At 65.4% G+C, this 20,589-nt stretch carries 11 protein-coding genes and 1 pseudogene; 7 read left to right on the forward strand and 5 right to left on the reverse strand.

Features of this window, described 5'->3' with window-relative positions:
• Positions 1-93: 93 nt before the first annotated feature.
• Together WG921_RS17090 and WG921_RS17095 are read right to left on the reverse strand one after the other, a co-directional pair.
• On the reverse strand, positions 94-1,548 hold the full coding sequence (locus tag WG921_RS17090) for an oligosaccharide flippase family protein (protein WP_340110471.1): 1,455 nt from the start codon (positions 1,546-1,548) through the stop codon (positions 94-96).
• 110 nt (positions 1,549-1,658) lie between these two features.
• The gene (locus tag WG921_RS17095; RefSeq protein WP_340110472.1) at positions 1,659-2,834 is read right to left on the reverse strand and encodes a GumK N-terminal domain-containing glycosyltransferase; all 1,176 of its coding nucleotides are present in this window, start codon (positions 2,832-2,834) and stop codon (positions 1,659-1,661) included.
• A 325-nt stretch (positions 2,835-3,159) separates the two neighbouring features.
• Between WG921_RS17095 and WG921_RS17100 the strand changes: the two genes are divergently transcribed.
• The 5 genes and pseudogenes from WG921_RS17100 to WG921_RS17120 all read left to right on the forward strand — a co-directional run bounded on the left by WG921_RS17100 (position 3,160) and on the right by WG921_RS17120 (position 7,418).
• The gene (locus tag WG921_RS17100; RefSeq protein WP_340110473.1) at positions 3,160-4,149 is read left to right on the forward strand and encodes a glycosyltransferase; all 990 of its coding nucleotides are present in this window, start codon (positions 3,160-3,162) and stop codon (positions 4,147-4,149) included.
• Between the two features lie 10 nt (positions 4,150-4,159).
• The gene (locus WG921_RS17105) at positions 4,160-5,062 is read left to right on the forward strand and encodes a sulfotransferase family protein (RefSeq protein WP_340110474.1); all 903 of its coding nucleotides are present in this window, start codon (positions 4,160-4,162) and stop codon (positions 5,060-5,062) included.
• Positions 5,050-6,072, forward strand: coding sequence for a DUF6473 family protein (locus tag WG921_RS17110; protein WP_340110475.1), 1,023 nt, complete (start codon positions 5,050-5,052; stop codon positions 6,070-6,072). Before WG921_RS17105 ends, WG921_RS17110 begins: the two co-directional genes overlap by 13 nt.
• 84 nt (positions 6,073-6,156) lie before the next feature.
• Positions 6,157-6,345 (forward strand): annotated as a pseudogene (locus WG921_RS17115) (hypothetical protein); the annotation flags it as partial.
• A gap of 101 nt (positions 6,346-6,446) precedes the next feature.
• Positions 6,447-7,418: a UDP-glucuronic acid decarboxylase family protein gene (locus WG921_RS17120; RefSeq protein WP_340110476.1), complete on the forward strand. Its 972-nt coding sequence runs from the start codon at positions 6,447-6,449 to the stop codon at positions 7,416-7,418.
• A 148-nt stretch (positions 7,419-7,566) separates the two neighbouring features.
• On the opposite strand, the gene WG921_RS17125 is transcribed toward WG921_RS17120, so the two are convergent.
• The gene (locus tag WG921_RS17125; RefSeq protein ID WP_340110477.1) at positions 7,567-8,679 is read right to left on the reverse strand and encodes a glycosyltransferase family 2 protein; all 1,113 of its coding nucleotides are present in this window, start codon (positions 8,677-8,679) and stop codon (positions 7,567-7,569) included.
• Positions 8,680-9,697: 1,018 nt separating this feature from the next.
• On the opposite strand from WG921_RS17125, the gene WG921_RS17130 reads away from it, so the two are divergent.
• The gene (locus WG921_RS17130) at positions 9,698-12,796 is read left to right on the forward strand and encodes a LamG-like jellyroll fold domain-containing protein (protein ID WP_340110478.1); all 3,099 of its coding nucleotides are present in this window, start codon (positions 9,698-9,700) and stop codon (positions 12,794-12,796) included.
• A 98-nt stretch (positions 12,797-12,894) separates the two neighbouring features.
• Here WG921_RS17130 and WG921_RS17135 read toward each other — a convergent pair whose 3' ends face one another.
• The gene (locus tag WG921_RS17135) at positions 12,895-14,115 is read right to left on the reverse strand and encodes a right-handed parallel beta-helix repeat-containing protein (RefSeq protein WP_340110479.1); all 1,221 of its coding nucleotides are present in this window, start codon (positions 14,113-14,115) and stop codon (positions 12,895-12,897) included.
• Positions 14,112-16,151 carry a putative Ig domain-containing protein gene (locus WG921_RS17140; RefSeq protein WP_340110480.1) on the reverse strand — a complete coding sequence of 680 codons (2,040 nt, stop codon included), beginning with the start codon at positions 16,149-16,151 and terminating at the stop codon, positions 14,112-14,114. Before WG921_RS17140 ends, WG921_RS17135 begins: the two co-directional genes overlap by 4 nt.
• A gap of 407 nt (positions 16,152-16,558) precedes the next feature.
• Here WG921_RS17140 and WG921_RS17145 point away from each other — a divergent pair.
• The coding region (locus tag WG921_RS17145) for an Ig-like domain-containing protein (protein ID WP_340110481.1) at positions 16,559-20,589 on the forward strand (4,031 nt) is incomplete at its 3' end.

The following is a 20,589-nucleotide window of genomic DNA, read 5'->3' on the forward strand; positions in this document are numbered from 1 at the left end:
TGGCGATGACCGCGTATCCGCGAATCCCGCTGAGCCGCCCGCGCCCCTTGAGCCATCCGGGCCTCGTTCGAGGCCGCGCCCCGGCGCAGGCGGTTAAAGCCGCTCTGGCTTGAGGGTGACGAGCAGGTTGCGCGTGGTCGCGATCTGCGGCCGGCAGACCAGGAGCGACATGACCACGTAGATCGCCACCCCCAGACCGATCTCCACCGCCAGAAGCGCGAGATCGTCGATCCTGCCGATGAGCGTTTCGCCCACGAGCAGAATGACGGCGGCCATCGCCACGGCGGCGAACACGGGTCTGCAGACGGCCTCGACCATCTCGCGCGCCGAGACGCCCGTATGGGCGCGGAGCGCCCTCAGCATGAACGGCGCCGCGACATAGCCCAGCAGGCTGTAGCCGAGGGCGGTGGCCGTCGCGGACCAGAGCACGGTCGCCGCGCCGATCGCCATGTTGAGGACGAACAGGCCGACCGACCACCGGAGGGCCACGTCGGCCCGCTCGATCGCCGTGAACGCCAATACGAAGACCGGAAAAAATCCGACATGAGCGCCGACGAGAAGCAGCGCCTGCAGCACCGGAACCGAGGGCGGGCCGTTCGCCTCTCCGACGGCGAGCGGAACCAGAACCGGCGCGACGGCGAGCAGCCCGAAGTAGATCGGCGCCGAAACGAAGCTGATGAGCCCCGCGGTCTTGACCACGGTGCGCCGCAGGCGGTCGGCGTCGTCGCGCACCCGGACAAAGACCGGCAGGGTGGCGAATCTGAGCGGTGTCAGCGTCGCCGTCGCGGCGAGGGACGCGAGCCGCTGCGCGATCTGAAAAGCCCCCGCCGCGGCGGGGCCGAGCCCGGCTCCCACCATCAATTGCAGCAGCGGCATCGCGGCCTGATTCGCCAGGCTCCGCCCCGAGATCGCCGCGACGACGGGAAGCGCCTTGCGCGCGTCCTCGAGGCGCGGCCCTCCGGCCGGCGTCCAGCGGACCAGCATCATGACGAGCACCGACGACACCGCGGCGTTGACGATCGCAAAGGCTGTGAGAGCCCAGCCGCCATAGCCGGCATAGCCCAGCCAGATCGCGACCAGGCCGGCGATCGTGAGGCTCGCCGTGGTTCTGATCGCGAGGGTTCGAATCTCCATTCGCCGCCGCAACAGGCCCTCGGGCACCGCCGCGGCGCCGATCAGCGCCGGGATCACCGCCATCGCCGCGAGGTACGTCTCCGACTCCGCCGATTCCATGATCGGCGCGATCGCGAAGGAAAAGCCGAAGACGCAAACCGACATGACGAGCCCGAAGCCCGTCGACATCCAGAAGATCGTGTCAGTGGAGCTTCCCGGCGCTTCTGGCCCCTGGACCACCGTCTCCGAGACGCCGGCGCGCTGAACGAGTTGGAGAAGGTTGACCGGCGCGAAGGCGACGGCGAATGCGCCGATCTCGGCGAGGCTGAGCCACCGCGCCAGGATCAGGAAGACGACGGTGTTGAGCCCGAACCGCGACCATTGCAGGATGATCGACCACATCCCTGATTGGGCCGCTAGGCGCCTGTCGTTCAAGCTGTTCTCCTTCGCGAGACACTGAAAACCTGCGCCGGCGGGGCCAGCCGAAACCGCGAAGCCCCGCTCTCTTCGAGCGGCGCAATTCTATCTATCTGTCGTCCGCCGCTTCAAGCGTCATCATTCGCGGCCGCGGCCCCCGTCGCGCCGAAGCCGACGCCCTCGACGATCTCGTTCCGCACCGCCGTCCAGGGCCGGACGATGTCGGCCGGCGCTTCGGGCGGGGCGCACCGAAGGGCCCGCCCGATCGCCGCGCGGGCGCCGTCCTCGGTCCTTGGCTCGATGGGGAAGAAGGGCATGCGCCGCAGCGGCTCCCTGAGCGGGTGGGGGCCGATGATGGGTTTGCGCAGAAACGCGTACTGGGAGATCTTGTTGCTGGTCTCGGCGAGATATTCGGCGCCCTTTTCAGGGCGGTAGAAGGCCGCGGCGATGTCGCAGGCGGCGGCCATCCTCAGCGCCTCCTCGAACGGTCGCTCGCCGCACCAGACGATGTTCGGCAGGTCGATGCGGCGGCTCAGCCGCAGCGCGCCGACGATATAGAACCACATGTCGGGCCGCGCCCTTGCGCAGAGCGCGACGAGATCCGGGTCGAAAAGCGTGGTGCCGAGCGCGACGCAGTTCGGCCGCCTGAGCTCGGGCGGCGGCGCGTCCCGCGCCGCCTCGAGCCGAGCGATGTCGAGGCCGTGGGGGTGAAACCGCGCCGTGGCGAGGCGCCCGAACCGCTGCTTGAGCAGCACGCGGCTCGGCACGCTGATCAGGTCGAAATGGTCCACGGCTTTCTCCTCCGCGGCGAGAATGGACGGCGCCATTCCGACGACCCGAACATCGTCCGAGACGCGATAGACGCGGCGGGCGTGAGGCGCCAGCTTCCCGACCATGTCGAAGAGAAGGAGCGCCGCGCTGCTCTCGAAGATGATGAGATCGCTCGACGCGAGGCCATGCCGGAGATTCGCCGGCAGGCCGCTCCGGTAGAGATGCGCGAAGAGGCGGTCGGTGATCGGGTTTGTCCCGCTGAAGCGGGCGAAGGGGTGCGCCGGCGGGCAATAGACATATGCCTCGACCCCGTCGTCGGCGGTGATCCAGCGGTTGCGCTCCGCGCGTTTCATGCCGCCAAGCCGTGGGTCCGTCTTCAGGAAGGAGAGCCGGCTGAGGCCGGTGGTGACAAATCGGACTTTCCAGCCGCCGTCCTGGAACGCCTGCGCCAATCCATGGAACCCGGCTCGGCGCGCGCTCTTCCAGTAGTGGTTTGACAGAAAGGCGACTTCTCCCACCGGTTCATGCGGCATCGGCGAAACCTCCAGAACTTGCTCCGTCAGCCATGTTCGTCATCAGCGCCTTCAAGTCGATCCCGAATCCGGATCAGGCGCCCGGCGCTTGCATTTCGGATGCCGCCCAGTCAATCTCACGTAGTGGGCTCAATGATACGCGCCGTGAGCCCAATGGTGTGCGTTGCGGGCCCAGTGTCGCTTGGCTTGAGCAAGTTGAACCAATTGCTTCTGACCGAACCGATTACACGATTTCACGAAGTTATCGGGTGACCAGTATGGATTTGACGCAGCGGAGTGGGCCGGGCGCCGGCGAGGGGAGGCGCAGACGAGAGGGCTGCGGATCATGACGACGCGTGACAGGGCGCGCGCCGCGTTCCGTCTGGCGAGGTTCGTCAAGCCGGCCGGCGGAGGCGCCGGCGGGCATCGCAGCGGCTGGCCGTGGGTGGTCGATCGCCTGCGGGAGCGGCAGAGCATGAACGGAATGCTCGTCGACCAGTTCGTCGAGGCGACTTTCGCCCCGGGCCGCTCGATCCGCGTCATCAAGCGCCTGCTCGGCATGCATGTCTGGAGCCGCCCTTGGGTCGGGGTGTTCCATCTGCCGCCGAATATGCCCGAATGGTTCACCCCGAAGACCCTTGAGGCGGTGCTCCGCGAGCCGCGCTTCATCCGGAGCCTGCCGCACCTGAGGGGCGCGGTGGCGTTCTCGCGTCATACCGGCGATTGGCTCCGCGACCGTCTGGGCGTGCCGGTGCTCGTCACGAAGCATCCGACCGAGATGGTGCCCGACACATTCTCCTGGGACGCGTTCGAGGCGAACCCGGACAAGCGGCTTGTCCAGATCGGCTGGTATCTCAGAAACTATCGTGCGATCAATCAGGTTGCGGCGCCATCCTGGATCAGGAAGGTCCATCTCGCGCAGTCGAAACCGTTCATAGACGAGGCGCGGCGGCGCACCGACCTTCATTCGCCGTTTCGGGGCCGCCCGGACGTTGGCGAGACCGAGGTGGTCTCCTGGCTCGATAACGAAGCTTACGATGACATGTTGACGCGAAATCTGATTTTTCTCGAGCTCTTCGAAGCGTCGGCCAACAACGCGATCATCGAGGCGATCGCCCGCGACACGCCGGTCGTGGTGAACCGCCACCCGGCGGTCGCCGAATATCTGGGCGCGGACTACCCGCTCTTCTATGACGATCTGAGCGAGGTCGAGGGGCTCCTCGAGGCGCCCCGGATCCGGGCCGCGCACGAGCAGATCCGGGCGCTCGACAAGGGCGAGTTTGCGGTCGAGGCGTTCATCGACCGTCTCGACCTGTTCGTCCGCGACCTTCGCTGAGGCGGCGCTCATGACCATGCCAAACTATCTCATCATCGGCGCGGCGAAAGCCGGCACGACGTCCTTGCGCACCTATCTCGACCAGCATCCCGAGGTTTTCGTGACCGCGCGGGGCGAGCCGTCCTTCTTCGCCCACGAGGGCGAGACGCTGACATTCTCGGGGCCGGGCGATGAGGACTGGGCCGATTCTTTCATCACCGATCTCGGCGCCTACCAGAGCCTCTTCGACGGGGCCGAAGGCTACAAGGCGGTGGGAGAGATCTCCCCCCGCTATCTCTATTTCGAGAGAGCGCCGGAGCGGATCGCCCATCACGCGCCCGATGCGCGGCTGATCGCGATCCTGCGCCACCCGGTCGACCGGGCCTATTCGCACTTCCTGATGAACCGCAGCCGGGGCTGCGAGCCGGCCGAGACCCTGTCCGAGGCGATCGACAAGGAGGCCGAGCGGGCGGTGCAAGGCTGGGGCTGGGACTGGCGCTATGTCGGCGCCGGCCTCTACCATGGCCAGTTGGAGCGCTATTACGCGCGCTTCCCCGGGGAGCGGATCAAGGTCTTCCTCTATGAGGACCTGAAGCGACCGGACGCGTTCTTCTCCGAGCTCTTCACGTTTCTCGGGGTGGATCCGGACTTTCGTCCGGACACCAGCGTCCGCCACCGCACCGCAAGCCATCCGAAGAATTACGCGCTCCAGCACCTCGTGAAGCAGGAGAGCGCCGCCAAGGCGATCTTCAAGCGCCTTGTTCCGAAGGACGCCCGGGCCAGAGCCAGGAAATGGGTGGCCTCATGGAACGCCACTACGCCCGAGCGGCTGGCGCCGGAGGTCCGCCATGACCTCTTCGAGCGCTATTTCGCCGAGGATTGCCGCCGTCTGGAGCCCATGATCGGAAGGAGCCTCGCCACATGGTTTCGCTAGAGCGGCGCCGCGCCGATGTCGAAACGGCCTACCGTCCCGGCATGCCGGGCTACGTTCTGCGCGACTGGGAGGTCACCGATTACCAATGCTATGAACTCCCGGACACCGGCCTCTGGTTTCGCGGACCGGCTCCGAAGCCGGCGGAGAAGGGGCGCTACTTCACCGTGATCGGAGCGGCCCAGACCTTCGGCTGCTTTTGCGACAACCCCTATCCGGCTCTGCTCGAAAAGCGGCTCGGAACCCCGGCGCTCAACCTCGGCTATTCCGGCGCCGGCCCCGGCTTCTACCTGCGCCACGAGGCGCTCCTCCGTACGATCAACGACAGCGCCTTCTGCATCGTGCAGGTGATGTCGGGGCGCAGCACCTCGAACTCGCTCTTCGAAAATCGCGAGGGGCTGGCCTATGGGCGGCGCCGCTCGGACAATACGCCCGCGACCGCCGAGCAGGTTTTCGACGACGCCATCACCCGCGAGCTCGCGCGCGTTCCGCTGGCGCCGCGCCGGCTCAAGAACCTGGTTCTCAAGGCGACCGGCCTGCCGCTTCCCGCCATTCGGCGCCTCGTCGAGGAATCGCGGCGGGATTGGGTGGAGAGTTATCATGAGCTTCTCGGCGCGATCACGGCGCCGAAGATCCTGTTCTGGTTCTCGGCGCGAACCCCGGACTACCGGCCGCGCTATCACCGGCAGGGGCCGCTCCTCGGCAAGTATCCTCAGCTCATCGACGCCGCGACTCTCGGGCGGGTCAAGCCGCTCGCCGACGCCTATGTCGAATGCGTCTCGGAGCGCGGCAGCCCGCAGCCTCTCATCAGCCGCTTCACCGGCGAGCCCGTGACCGTCTCGCTCGAAGCCGACAAGAAGCCGGTCGCCGGCGGCGAGGCCGCGTCGCTCTACAAGGGCGTCTGGAGCGAGAACAAGTACTACCCTTCGCCCGAGATGCACGAAGATGCGGCCCTCGCCCTCGAGGCGCCCTGTCGAAGACTTCTGGACCGCGCCGAGAAAACACCGGCCTAGATGCGTGATCCGAGGATTCGGCGGGGTGATGCATTCCCTGGAATGAAGGGGCGTCGCGGGCCGGGCGCGCGCCGGCCGCCAACTCGAACGCTCGGCCATTTCCCGACTGACGGCGGCGCCATGAAGCTGCTATATCCGGTTCTCAATCATGTGGCGCAGGAATGGAGACGCCCGCCCCGCACATGGGCCGGGACATTCGTGTCCGACGCCGATGCGGCCGAAAGCGGGCAGGGCTTGGCGAGGTGCTCCATCATGAAAAGTCTGGCGGTTTGACGCTTTGGACTTAAACTGCGAGTTCGGCCCGAGGCCCGCCAGCCGATGACCGGAAACGCCTCGCATACAGAGTTCCCGGTAGTCCCAGATCAGGGGTGCAAATGTCCAGAATTTATGACAGCCGCAAACGTATACTCGTAACCGGCGGGGCCGGATTTGTAGGATCTCATCTTATTGATCGACTTCTGGGTCAGGGCCATGAGGTGATTTGCGTCGACAACCTGTTCACGGGCTCAAAGCGCAATATCGAACATCTGCACACCAACCCGCGCTTCGAGTTCATTCGTCACGACGTCACCTTTCCGCTCTATGTCGAGGTGGACGAAATCTACAACCTCGCGTGTCCTGCTTCGCCGGTGCATTACCAACACGATCCGGTCCAGACGACAAAGACCTCGGTGCATGGCGCCATCAATATGTTGGGATTGGCGAAACGCCTGAACTGCAAGATCTTTCAGGCGTCGACGAGCGAAGTCTACGGAGATCCGAGCGTTCACCCGCAACCGGAAGAGTATTTTGGAAATGTAAATCCGATCGGGATCCGCTCTTGCTATGATGAAGGCAAGCGCTGCGCGGAAACGCTCTTTTTCGACTACCACAGACAACACGGGCTTCGGATCAAGGTCGCTCGTATCTTCAATACGTATGGGCCGAGGATGCATCACGCGGACGGGCGGGTTGTGTCCAACTTCATCGTTCAGGCGTTGCAGGGAGAAGCCATCACCGTTTTTGGCGAGGGCGCCCAGACCCGGTCCTTCTGTTATGTCAGCGATCTCGTCGAAGGGGTTCTCAGGCTGATGGACACGGAGGACGCGGTCACGGGGCCGGTTAATCTCGGGAACGCCAACGAGTTCACCATTCTTCAACTCGCCCAGAAGGTGATCGAAATGACGGGGTCCAGTTCCGAGATCATCTACAAGGACATGCCGCAGGACGATCCGAAGCAGAGGCGGCCGGATACGTCGAAGGCGAAGGCTCTTCTCGACTGGGAGCCGGAGGTTCAATTGGAAAACGGGCTCGAGAAAACGATCGATTATTTTCGAAAGCTTCTCCCGGAATTGGTTGTCTCTTGAGTCTGTGTCCGTGGATTGCGCCTGCATGACCTTCATGTGTCAGGTGGCGCTTCGGTCAATGTTCCCAAGGGTTTCGGGGGCTCGCGCGTCTGTCGATATCGGAGCGGAACGAGGCCCGTGAAGGCCTGAGCCCGCCCGGCGGGATCAATCAGGTCGAACCGCTCGCCGGCGGCGGCGCAGTGTTTGAGGCCGCTTGCGGCGCGCCGGCGGATCTGAAGAATTCCTCCTCGATCTTGCCGAGCGCCTCCAGTCTGCGCGTCTCGAGTGGCCGGGGAGGGGGCTTCGCAGGCGAGGCGGGATCGCAGGCGAAGAAATCCGCGCCCGTGCGCGCGCCGCGAGAGGAGGCGCGACCAAGGGCCGATCGGACGCGGCCGCGAACGCGCGCCGCCAGATCGACCGCCGCGATCTCAAGCGCGCAGAGCGGGGCCAGGCGACACGCCCGAGCGAGCTCCGCCAATCCCTGACCGATCATGTTCCGGCGAAACGCCTGAGTGGCCAGCACGGCCCGGAGCCGGCCTTCGGCCAGGGAAAGAACCGCCGCGGGCGTCTCGGGAAATCGTTCGGACACATGGCGCAGAACGGCGAAACGGCGGCGCGCCATGCGGCTGAAATCAGAAGACAGCGAGTTCTCGGTCACGCGGTAGCCGGTGAGGTGGAGCGGCGCCACGCAGACGCGCCAGGTTCGGTTCATCATGATCTGGGCGAGGTTGTCTTCCGCGCCGTGAACGTCGGGATCGGCTTCAAAGCCGCCGATACCCTCCAGGGCGCTCCGCCGGGCCAGAATGACGCTGCCATTGCCCACAGGGTTGAAGACGATCGAGCGCAGATAGATGCGGCCCTGCATCGGATGCGACTTCACATCGCCGAGGACGCGGTCCTGCTCGTCGATCCGGCGCGAAAGGTTATAGACATAGCCCACGTCCTCGCCGCCCTCCAACAGTGCGCGCATCTGGAGGGCGATCTTGTCGGGGTGCCACAGGTCGTCGGAATCTATCGTGGCGATATACGGCCCCTTCGTCGCGGCGATGCCGGTGTTCCGGGCGTTGGCGACGCCGCCGTTGGGGATCGAGATCACCCGAATCCGTTCGTCCTCGGCCGCATGTCGCCGGGCGAGATCGGCGGTGCCGTCGCGCGAGCCGTCATCCACGACGACGATTTCGAGGCGCCGATGGGTCTGGCGCCTGACGCTGCTCAAGGTCGCATCGAGGGTGCGCTCTGCGTTGAACGCGGGCAGAACGACCGATACCAGTTCTTCCTGCACCTGTTCCTCGACTTCGCCGCCGCACGGGGTGTCAGGATACGGGGTGCGTCGATCAGCGCAAGCCGCTTGAACGGGCGCCCGCGGGGAGGAACAGCGCGGCGGCGCCGATTCGACCTCGGATCCGCGGCCCGGTCGTCAGAAAGGACATCGTTCGTTGAAGGGGGGCGAAGCCATCGCAGCTCGGCTGGCGGTCTCGGCGTCGGCGAAAGCGCTGTCGTGGAGCTCATGGCGCGCAGTCAGGCCAGTCCCAGGGCGTCAAATCGGCTGAGCGAGGCGAATGTCCGGAGCGGCCCGTGGAATGCTCCACCGTGCGAATCCCGACGCCGGGGCCAGACTCGCGACGCGGGGCCTCACAAGGAGACGCCCGATTACATGAGCTTTTGAAACAGGTTTTGATCTGTCCGGCGTCTGGTCAACAGGCCAGCCCATATCGCGTATCGAATGAGCGCGATCGCGAGCGCAGTGGCCGATCCCATTAGAAAAAAGGACAGCACCGTCACCCAAATCGACATTCCCGAAAGAGACGCCAGAACCGTGACCGAAATCGCCGTTAGTGTTGGAAGGAATATGTATTTCGCCAAGTCGCCACCCGTACGTTTCCCTATCGACTCAAGTAGTCAGCAGATATTAATATATGGTTAAACGTCAAGTCACGGGCGTGACACACTTTTTTGAGGTTTGCTGAATCCAGGGCCGGCCCACTCCGATGAAGTTTGCCTTGTTAATGAAATACATCGACGCCGAAGGTGACAGCGCGTTTGTGGACTTCCACCCTAGATTGAGTCTTCTCTGCCGTGAAGCGAAAATCCGGACGAGAGGCGAACAATGAAATTCGTTTAACCGGCGCCGGCCTCAATGGCCTGATCGGAATCATCGAGACTGACGCAGGCGTCACGTGCAGGCCATCCGCATCCGAAGTTGACGCTGGCGCGAAAGCCGCCGGCGGCTTTGGCGCCGAGGGCCGCAAAGCTGCGTCTGCTCCCTGCATCGAAATACAGTGAAGAAGGAACGCACAGCAATGGCAACCGTGATCACTCCATCGCCGATCTGGTCACTCGGAAATATCGACGTCGATGGGCTTGGCGACGCCCGCGTGGTCTCCCACAAGGCCGGCTATGAGCTGGCGAATGGCGCGTTGACGTTCACCGTGACCGCCGACAGCGCCGGAGGACGGCAGGGGCTGTTCTCCAAGGACCATGAATATTTTGGCGACGGCGGCCATTTCACCGTCTGGATCGACAACGGCAAGATCCTGGCCCGGCTGCAATCCGAGGACAGCTCCTATGAACTGCGGGGCGGCGATGTAAACGCGGGCGAGCCGGTCGCGGTCGCGGTCGCCTTCGGGGCGCGGGGTTTCGAGCTCTGGGTCGATGGCGAGATGGTCGACCGGAACGATTATACGGGCGGCCTGCAGGGCAATCAGGAGCCGATCGTCGTCGGCGCCTCGCAATGGGCCGCCGAGGCGGGACCGTCGCCCGAGCTGACCCAAAAGTTCGAGGGCCAGATCACCGATATGGACCTCTATGACGAAGCGCTGTCGCGCGCCGAGATCCGCGCCCTGGCCGAAACCGGCGTCGTGGCTCCGGAGCCGGAGCCGTCCGAGCCCGCCGCGCCGGCCGAGCCCGAGAACGCCGCGCCGTCCGAATCCGAGGGTTCCCCTTCGCAGATCTGGTCGCTCGGGAACATCGATGTCGACGGTCTGAGCGATGCGCGTGAGATCCCCCACAAGGCCGGCTACGAGCTGGCGAATGGCGCGTTGACGTTCACCGTGACCGCCGACAGCGCCGGAGGACGGCAGGGGCTGTTCTCCAAGGACTATGAATATTTTGGCGACGGCGGCCATTTCACCGTCTGGATCGACAACGGCAAGATCCTGGCCCGGCTGCAATCCGAGGACAGCTCCTATGAGTTGCGGGGCGGCGATGTAAACGCAGGCGAGCCGGTCGCGGTCGCGGTCACCTTCGGTGCGGGCGGCTTCGAGCTCTATGTCGATGGCGAGATGGTCGACCGGAACGATTATACGGGCGGCCTGCAGGGCAATCAGGAGCCGATCGTCGTCGGCGCCTCGCAATGGGCCGCCGAGGCGGGGCCGTCGCCGGAGCTGACCCACAGGTTCAAGGGCCAGATCACCGATATGGGCCTTTATGACGAAGCCCTGTCGGGCGCCGAGATCCGCGCCCTGGCCGAAACCGGCGTCGTGGCTCCGGAGCCGGAGCCGACCGAGCCCGCCGCGCCGACCGAGCCCGAGGATTCTCCTTCGCAGATCTGGTCGCTCGGGAACATCGATGTCGACGGTCTGAGCGATGCGCGTGAGATCCCCCACAAGGCCGGCTACGAGCTGGCGAATGGCGCGTTGACGTTCACCGTGACCGCCGACAGCGCCGGAGGACGGCAGGGGCTGTTCTCCAAGGACCATGAATATTTTGGCGACGGCGGCCATTTCACCGTCTGGATCGACAACGGCAAGATCCTGGCCCGGCTGCAATCCGAGGACAGCTCCTATGAGTTGCGGGGCGGCGATGTAAACGCGGGCGAGCCGGTCTCGGTCGCGGTCACTTTCGGTGCGGGCGGCTTCGAGCTCTATGTCGATGGCGAGATGGTCGACCGGAATGATTATACGGGCGGTCTGCAGGGCAATCAGGAGCCGATCGTCGTCGGCGCCTCGCAATGGGCCGCCGAGGCGGGGCCGTCGCCGGAGCTGACCCACAGGTTCAAGGGCCAGATCACCGATATGGGCCTTTATGACGAAGCCCTGTCGGGCGCCGAGATCCGCGCCCTGGCCGAAACCGGCGTCGTGGCTCCGGAGCCGGAGCCGGAGCCGACCGAGCCCGCCGCGCCGACCGAGCCGGAGAACGCCGCGCCGGAAGTGACCGGCGATCTCGACACGTTGTCGGTGGATGAGGGTGAGACCGGGGTCGTGGATCTGGCGGACCTGTTCGCCGATCCCGACGGCGACGCGCTGGTGTTCAGCCTGAAGGGGGCGCCAGGTTTCGTGTCGATCGACGCCGACGGGCGGCTGATCGCCGCGCCGGCGGACGGGAATGACGGGACGTACAACTTCACGATCCTCGCATCGGACGGCGACGCCACGAGCAAGGGGCTGGACGCGACTCTGGTCGTCGATGACAGCATCACATCCGGCGGCGACGGCGCAGCTCCGGAACCCGAACCGTCCGAACCCGAAAACGCCGCGCCGAAAGTCACCGGCGACCTCGACACGCTGTCGGTGGACGAGGGCGAGACCGGGCGCGTGGATCTGGCGGACCTGTTCACCGATCCCGACGGCGACGCGCTGACGTTCAAGCTGAAGAATGCGCCGGATTTCGTGTCGATCGACGCCGACGGACGGCTGGTCGCCGCGCCGGCTGACGGGAACGACGGGACGTATGACTTCACGGTCCTCGCATCGGATGGCGACGCCACGAGCAAGGGGCTGGGCGTGACCCTGGTTGTCGATGACAGCATCACGTCGGGCGGCGACTCCTCCGGCGGGGGCGGCTTCAGCGCCGATCCCGTCACGCTGACCGCGGGGCGCGGCATTCTCAAGAATGGCACGGTCGGCCCGCAGGAATGGGGCGACGGCGTGGTTCTCAGCGCCTACGACCTCAATGGCGGGAAGGCCGAGGTCGGCTATTCGGAGCAGTTCGACGACCACGGCTTCGGCGTGAAAGGGTCGGGCAGCCGCTGGGACGGGCAGATCGACTATTACGCTTCAGGCGGCGGTCGCAGTGAAAAGATGGTCATCGATTTCAACGGCGACGTGACGGACGTCGTCCTGCGCGTCGGCATGGTCGGCGACAAGGAAGGCCCGAACGGCACACCGGAATCCGGCGTCTGGAAGGCCTACGACGCCTCCGGAAAGCTGGTGGACAAGGATCTGATCGGACCGGATCAGAGCACGCTCGGCGCCGGCGTGAAAGAGAAGGGGAGCTACGGCATCTACCCGATCGAGATCGACACCGACGCGCCGATCGCGCGGATCGAACTCGAGGCCACCCAGTTCGATTACGGCCGGGGGTCGTCTGTGGGCATGAGCTACGGTGAGAACAGCTCCGACTACAACGTCATGGGGATCGAGTTCCAGCGGCTCGAGCCTGTCGGCGATTTCCTGTTGTAGCGAACGCTCCGCGTCGATCCGGCGCGAGCGCCGCGCCCTGACATGCAAAGGATCCCCCGTCGCACATCCATGCGACGGGGGATCGCGTCAGCGCGCTGTTACTGCGTGTGGTCGATCTTGACGATTCCACTCACGCCGTCGGTCTCGTAGGTCAGCCCGCCGTCGCCAAAGCTGTTGGCCACACGAACGAAATCGCCGTTGGCGTACTGGTCGTCGCCATAGCTGTAGCCGACACAGTTCGCGAAAGCGACATCAAGGCACCGGTATTGCGTGGTGGAGAGCAGCGCCGCGAACGACCCGGAGTTGGGGTGGTTGGCCTGCATCCGCCCGCAGCGCCACGCCTGACAATCCTGAACCTTGATCCGCGCCGTGTCGTTGAGAGAGTGCGCCTTGGTCGGCCCGAAACGATAGCCCGCCAGGGTGATGTCTTCGACGACGTTTCTGCGATAGAGAATGTCCTGACCGGAGACGACGGTCAGGCCGCGCGCCCGGCCGCCCTTGACCAGATTTTCCTCGATCAGGATGTTGCTGGGAATGGCCCCGCCCGGAGAGTCGACATACTGCACGACCGAGATCGCATCGTCGCCGGCGTTGTAGATGCGGTTCCGGCGGGCGGTGCAATTGCTGGCGCCCTTGAAGAAGTGGAAGCTGTCGGAATGGGTCCGAACCGCGCTGCAATTCTCCACGATGACGTTTGAGGAGTCGCAGCGCAGTGCCCCCGATAGCGATCCGGTGGTCGCCACATCGAACATGATGCAGTTCGTCTTCAAGAACATCGTGACCCACGCCGCGTCATTGCTGTCGTCGGCGGCGATCGCGATCGAGCCGTCCTTCGCCCCCTCGACGGTGTTGTTTGCTTCGAACCGCTCCGGCCACCGGGACATCGCCCCGTAAAGCGAATGCATCGTGAGGCCGATGATGCCGGAATCATTGTTCACGTCGAATTTCGTCTCGTCGACGGCCAGCGGCTTCACCTTGGCGCCGTAGCCGACGAGATAGGTGTTCTCACTCAGTTCGAGGTGGTTGCTATAACGATAGTAATCCTCCGCCGGCGGCAGAACGAGCAATGTAGGCTCGCCATTCCGCGATGCGCTGACAGCGTCCTCCAGCGCGGACTGGTTGTTGGTCGATCCATCGGCGCTGACCCCGGAAATCCCGGTGACGCGATAGTTCTGGCCTGCGATGGTGTACTTGCTCGGCAGGCTGCCGCCCTTCATCAGAAGGCGCGCCAGGTCGCGCCCCGCATAGGAGATGCCATAGGCCCGATCTTCGAGGGCATCGGTGCAGCCATAGGTTACGCCGCCGTCGTTAACGCTCATGATGTTTTCTCCAGGATGAGAGCCGCCGCATATTTTTCATTGGTGGATGAGGATGTTGCGAAGGTGAAACTGACGCTGGCGGACGCGCCGGCGTTCTTCCAGTAGCCACGCAGGCCGTCGCCCACGCTCTCGTCGATCACCGTGCCTGAGGGTGAGTGCGAGAGCAGGTCGTAGCGCTTCCCGTGAAGCAGGACGGCGCCATTCGCCGGGACCGTGACGGTGAGCGTGGTCGTGTTCGCGTTGCCGCCCGCCTGGCGCTTGGTGACCCAAGGGTCTCCGCTCGCGGGCTGGTAGCCGACGACCTTGAACGCCGCCGTGTGCTCGGTGTCGGCCGCCCCCGCGAGGGCGATGTCCGCGGTCGCGCCGGTCAGGCCGGTGGCGCGATAGACCTGCGCCGAGCGCTTGGTGTAGCTATCGGCCGCGACAAGCGTCAGACCCGACGCGCCGCCGTTGACGGTCAAGCCAGCGTCCTCCACGCCTCCGGCGAGAACGGAGAAATAGACCTCGCGCCCCGCCTCCTCGTCGCCGATGCCGATCGTTGCGCTGGCGACGTCGATCGCCAGACCGGTCGACTCCACGGAAGCCGTCTCCGTCGGGGCCGGATCGTCGCCGCCGCCGGATTCTTCTCCGACGGAAATCGCGAAGGTCGCATGCGCGGCGCCGCCAGGATTGCGGGCCATGACCGTCACCGGGCCGGAGGAGACGCCGTTCGGCGTTCCTGAAATCAATCCGGTGATGCTGTCGATGGACAGTCTGGACGGGAGACCCGTTGCGAAATACCGGATCTCGGCGCCGGTGAAGTGGGCCGACAGATCGACCGGCGTCATCGCCACATCCGGCGCCAGGTCGAGATCGGGGGCGGCGCCATCATAGGTCGGCGCCGCCGGCGCGGACTGTTCGGACCCAGCCACAAGCATCTCGAACGATCCGCTGGCCTCGCCGGCGGAGTTCTTCGCCGTGATCGTGGTCGCATAGGCGCCTTCGGCGGTGGGCGCGCCTACGATCCGCCCGGTGGCCGCATCGATGGTCAGTCCGGGCGCGAGGTCCTGCGCCGAGAAGATCAACTCGTCGCCGGCGAACGCGCTTCCCGCGTTCAGGAGGAATGTCACTCCGACCGTCGACTCGGCGGCCTGGAGCGAGCCGTCATAGGTCGGCGCCGCCAGGGGCGCTTCCGTGACCGTGAGCGCAAACGTCCCGCGCGCCTCGCCGCCGGGATTCGTCGCCGTGATCGTGACCGCGAACTCGCCGGCGCTCGCGAGCGTCCCGCTGACGCCGCCGCTTTTCGCGTCGATGTCGAGATCCGGCGGGAGGCCGGTTGCGGCGAAGGTCAGGCTCTCGCCGGTGAAGGCGTCCCCGGCGGAAAGCTCGAACGCGCTGTCGAGAATGGCCGTCCGCGGCTGAAGCGAACCATCATAGGTCGGGGCGGGGGGCGCGGCGCTCACCGCGGATGCGGTGAATATTCCGGAGCTCGAGCCGCCGGAATTGGCGTAGCCCACGCGGATGGAGGTGGAGCCGGACAGCGTCCCCGGGCCGAGAGTCAGGCGCCCGGTCTCGTCGATTTCGAGGTGCAGGGCGTCCGCTCCGGCCGCGCTCGCCGCAGTCCATTGGCCTCCCAGGGTTCCGACGAAGAGCGATCCCGCATCGACAACCACCGCGCCGTCCCCGGCGCCGATCGAGATATCCTCCGGCGCGCTCAATGCGCGCGGCGCCGGGTACGCCGCCAGGAAGCGCGAGGACGACACGGTCGTCTCGCCCGCGCTATTGGAGGCGACGTCGGTTACGACGATTTCCTTTCCATCGTCCTCTGGCCCGAGAAGGCAGGGAGAGCGTCGGGCGGCGCCGCCTACGAACAGCGTCGTCCGGACCTCGGGAGCGGGACGGCCGGCCCAGATTCCCGGCCGCGACGAGACGGTCGCGCCGATTTCGGCTTTCCCGACGAGCTCAGGCGCCGCCATATTGCTTGGCGGCAAGAAGTCGGGGCCGGGCGCCGAGCTCTCCGCGCCCTCCTGAAGCAGGCCGAATCCTAGCGTGAGCAATTTGAATCTCCAATGCTGGAACGTGATCGATGCGCAAACGCAGGCGGGGTTCGCCTGCGCTGATTTCCAAAGCCGAGCCGGGATTATGGTTTAAGTTGGTAAAGGTTTCCTGATATGAGCGCGCGCATTGGCGCGCCGGGGCGCAACGCGGCGCGTCTAACTAGTTGAAATATAATGGGTGTATGCGAGGGTTATGGTGTTGCGGCAACCGTCGCGGCGGCGCCTCGGATGAGGCTCCTCACAAGTATTTCATCAACCTATGGTTGATCGTCAGAGTATATCGTGTTTTTATCACGCCCCAAATTTTAATAACTCCCAAAAATTGCAGAAAAACTGTATCATGTCAGGAGGTCTGATGTGGGAAGCCGTCGTGTTTCTGGCGCCAGTTTAATCGGGGAGTTTGGTTTATGGCTTTGCCCGTTCAGTCTGGGCTCGTGCTGCGGGTCGAAAGCGACAGAGGGCTTGCGACCGACGGGACGAGAGTCACCTCGTGGGACGATACGTCCGGCCTCGGCAACAACCTCGCCGCGCTCGGGGATCCGACCCTTGCCGCGGCTGCGACGCCCTCCGGGGCGCCGGCGATCGTGTTCGACGGGGTCGGCGACCTGCTGCAGCGCGTGAACGCGACCGACACGCTGAACGGGCTGCCGGCCGGCGCCGCGGACCGGACGATGTTCTTCGTGGTGAACTACATCGACGCCGAAGGGACGACATCGGGTCTGGTCTACGGCGACGGGGCGAAGAACGAGGCCTTTGGCCTGGCGACCAAGAACACCGACCAGGACCTGCTGCTGCAGGGCTGGGGGGGGAGCAAATTCGACTTCGACTCGAATGTCGACGGCCCGACCCAGGGGTGGATGGTGCAGTCGGTGGTGCTCAAGGCCGGGATGTTCAGCCACTATCTCGACGGCGCTGAGATCCAGAGCGGCGCGCACACCTTCGCCACAGATCTGAAGCAGTTGGTGATCGGCGGCGAGATCGCCGGTCTCGGCGAGAGCGCGCTCGAGGTCGGCGCGGCGCTGATCTACGACCGCGCCCTGACCGAGCCCGAACGGTTGCAGGTCGAGAGCTTCCTGCAATCGAAATACCTTGTCGACGATGGGCTGAACGACGCGCCGGTCGCCGTGGGCGAGACGGCGTTCGTCATTCCCGGCGGAACGGTCGCCATCGACATTCTCGACAATGATATCGACGACGGCCCGCTCGACGGCGCATCGGTCGAAATCCTCGACGAACCCGAGTTCGGCTCCATCGCCGGCGTCGATCCGACGACCGGCGCCGTCACCTATGTCAGCACCGCGTCCGAGCCCACCTCGGACAGTTTCACGTATACGCTGACCGACGCCGACGGCGTGGTCTCGCAGCCGGCCACGGTGTCGATCTCGGTCGAGACGGCGCCTCTGTCGCTCGACGGCTTCGCCGACGATCAGGTGCTGACCCGCGCAGGGATGAACGCGGACTCGCCGTTCTTCCTGCCGATCTCGATGACCTTCCTGCCCGACAACCGGATGCTGCTCCTGTCGAAAGACGGCGAGATCCTGATCGTCGATCCCGAGAGCGGCGCATCGAGCAGCTTCATGCGGCTCAACAACATCGACACCGGGCAGGAACGCGGGCTGCTCGACATCACGCTTGACCCGGACTTCGCAGAGAACGGTTACTTCTACCTGTACTACACGCCGGACAATCCCGAGCACGCGCGGATCTCGCGTTTCACTTACGAGGAGAATTCCGGAGGCCTGACCGCCACCGGCGACGTCTCGAGCGAGGTCCTGGTCTGGGAGGACACCGACGGCTATCTGTCCTGCTGCCATTACGGCGGCGGTCTGGATTTCGGGCCGGACGACAAGCTCTGGCTGACGACCTCGGACAAGTTCCAGGCCTCGACCCCAGGCGAAGGCGCGGCCGGCGGCAGCGACCTGCCGCTTGTGGCCAGCTCGAGCTCCGGCAAGGTCATCCGCGTCAATCCCGATGGCACGGCGCCCGACGGAGCCGACGGCCAGCCGGCGAACCCGTGGGCCGATCCGAACGACGGCATCAACGACTATGTCTGGGGCTATGGTTTGAGAAACCCGTTCCGCGCGCGCTGGGACGAGGAATACGGCAACTTCTACATCGCCGAGGTCGGCGGCAACCAGCAGCTGATCGCGGAAGAAGATCTCCACATCGCTTCTCTCGACGCGCCCGGCGCGTTCTTCGGCTGGCCGTTCTACGAGGGCGTCGATGGCACCTATGTCAATGGCGGCAAAAGCGTTTTCAATCCGGACAACTACCCGGACCCGAATGGCGGCGACGGTCCCGCCTATCTCGGCGACTTCTACTCCGCTCCGATCTGGTCGCTGCCCCATGAGGGAGCGGTCTTCGACCCGAACCTGAACACCAGCGCCTCGCTGACCGGCGGCGAGGTCTATCGGGGGGACATGTTCCCCACGGAATGGGACGGCGTCTACTTCTACGGCGACTACACGCGGGACTATATCCGCTATCTGGTTCTCGACGAGACTGGGACCGAGATCCTGGGCGACCACGCCTTCAAGCCCTCTCCGGAGCTGCCCGGCACGACGAACGAAGTGGTCTCGATCGCCGTCGGCGAGGATGGCGCGCTCTACTATGCGATGATCGCCTCAGGCGAGATCCGTCGCGTGACCTACTCGGATGGGGCGATGAACGACGCGCCGGAGATCGTCGCGGCGGGCCTCACGCCCGCCGCGGGCGATCTGCCGCTGACGGTGACGTTCAGCGCCACTGTCGTCGACGACGAAAACGACCCGATGACCTACACCATCAACTTCGGCGACGGCAGCGCGCCGGCGACCGGCGTGGTTGCGGGAACCGGAATGATCTCGGTCGATCACACCTACGCCTCGGGAGGCAATTACGCCGTCTCGTTCGGCGTTTCGGACCCCGGTCACAAGACGTGGTTCGCGCCGCTTCAGGTCGCGGCGGGCGACGCCAACGCCCCCCCCGAGGTGATCGACGAGAGCGCCAGTCCGACCGTGGCCGAAGCGAACGTGACCGAGGTCACGTTCTCTGCGACGGCGTTCGATCCTGACGAAGACCAGCTGACCTACACCTGGTTCTTCGGCGACGGCGGCAGCGCTTCCGGAACCGCCGAGACGGGTGAAACGATCACCGCGACGCATGTCTACAGCTTCGACGGCGCCTATTCCGCCTATCTGCAGATCAACGACGGCGAGTTCACCGATCTGTCCGAGACGCTCAATGTCCAGGTCGGAGAGCCGACCGAGGTGCCGGTGACGGATGGCCTCAACCTGCTTTTGCAGTCCGACATCAAGATCGGCCTCGGGGTCGGCAACACCGTCGCCGCCTGGCTCGACGGCTCGGGCCAGGGCAACAACCTGTTCGCGCAGGGCGACCCGACGCTCGAGCAGAACAGGACCCCGACCGGACAACCGGCGATCGTGTTCGACGGCGTCGGCGACCTGCTGCAGCGGGTGAACGCGACCGACACGATCTTCAACTTGCCGACTGGCGCCGCCGACCGGACCATGTTCCTGGTGGTGAAGTACATTGACGCCGAAGGGGTGGCGTCCGGTCTGGTCTATGGCGACGGCGCTCAGAACGAGGCCTTCGGCCTGACGACGCGGTACAATGACAACGACCTGCTGCTGCAGGGGTGGGGCGCGAGCAACGATTTCGATTCGAACGTGGACGGCCCGACGCAAGGGTGGCTGGTGCAGTCGGTGGTGCTCAAGGCCGGGGCGTTCAGCCACTATCTCGACGGGGAGGAGATCCAGAGCGGCGCGCACACCTTCGCCACCGATCTGAAGCAGCTGGTGATCGGCGGCGAGATCGCCGGTCTCGGCGAGAGCGCGCTCGAGGTCGGCGCGGCGCTGATCTACGACCGCGCCCTGACCGAGCCCGAGCGGATGCAGGTCGAGAGCTTCCTGCAAACCAAGTACATCACCGGCTCGGGCGGGGCGAACACGCCGCCGGTGGCGCAGGACGACAGCTTCACCATGGCGGAGGACACGCAGCTTGCGGGCGACGTCCTGGCCGACAACGGCGCTGGGATCGACGCCGATGGCGACGGCGACGCGCTGCAGGCGACGCTGGTGTCGGGCCCGTCGAACGGCGATCTGACCCTGAACCCGAACGGGACGTTCACCTACACGCCGGACCTCAATTTCGACGCGAGCGACAGCTTCGTCTACCAGATTTCGGACGGCGCCGGCGGCGTCGATCAGGCGACGGCGACGATCGACATAACCCCGGTCGACGACCCTGCGGTGGCGAACGACGACGCGTACACGACGGCGCAGGGCGCGGCGCTGGTGGTCGGCCCCGGGTCCGGCGTACTGTTCAACGACAGCGATCCCGAGAACGACCCGTTCACAGTGACCGGGGTGACGGATTCGCCCGACAGCGGCGCGCTGTCCTGGACCCCCGACGGCGGCTTCACCTACACGCCGACCAG

Source organism: Paludibacillus litoralis, from assembly GCF_037646705.1.
Taxonomy (GTDB): domain Bacteria; phylum Pseudomonadota; class Alphaproteobacteria; order Rhodobacterales; family Rhodobacteraceae; genus Pikeienuella; species Pikeienuella litoralis.

What these genes read in the sequence shown, in the direction of transcription:
- WG921_RS17095 (WP_340110472.1), bottom strand. Translation starts at nt 2,834, where the DNA reads ATGCCGCATGAACCGGTGGGAGAAGTCGCCTTTCTGTCAAACCACTAC.
- WG921_RS17100 (WP_340110473.1), top strand. Translation starts at nt 3,160, where the DNA reads ATGACGACGCGTGACAGGGCGCGCGCCGCGTTCCGTCTGGCGAGGTTC.
- WG921_RS17105 (WP_340110474.1), top strand. Translation starts at nt 4,160, where the DNA reads ATGACCATGCCAAACTATCTCATCATCGGCGCGGCGAAAGCCGGCACG.
- WG921_RS17110 (WP_340110475.1), top strand. Translation starts at nt 5,050, where the DNA reads ATGGTTTCGCTAGAGCGGCGCCGCGCCGATGTCGAAACGGCCTACCGT.
- WG921_RS17120 (WP_340110476.1), top strand. Translation starts at nt 6,447, where the DNA reads ATGTCCAGAATTTATGACAGCCGCAAACGTATACTCGTAACCGGCGGG.
- WG921_RS17130 (WP_340110478.1), top strand. Translation starts at nt 9,698, where the DNA reads ATGGCAACCGTGATCACTCCATCGCCGATCTGGTCACTCGGAAATATC.
- WG921_RS17135 (WP_340110479.1), bottom strand. Translation starts at nt 14,115, where the DNA reads ATGAGCGTTAACGACGGCGGCGTAACCTATGGCTGCACCGATGCCCTC.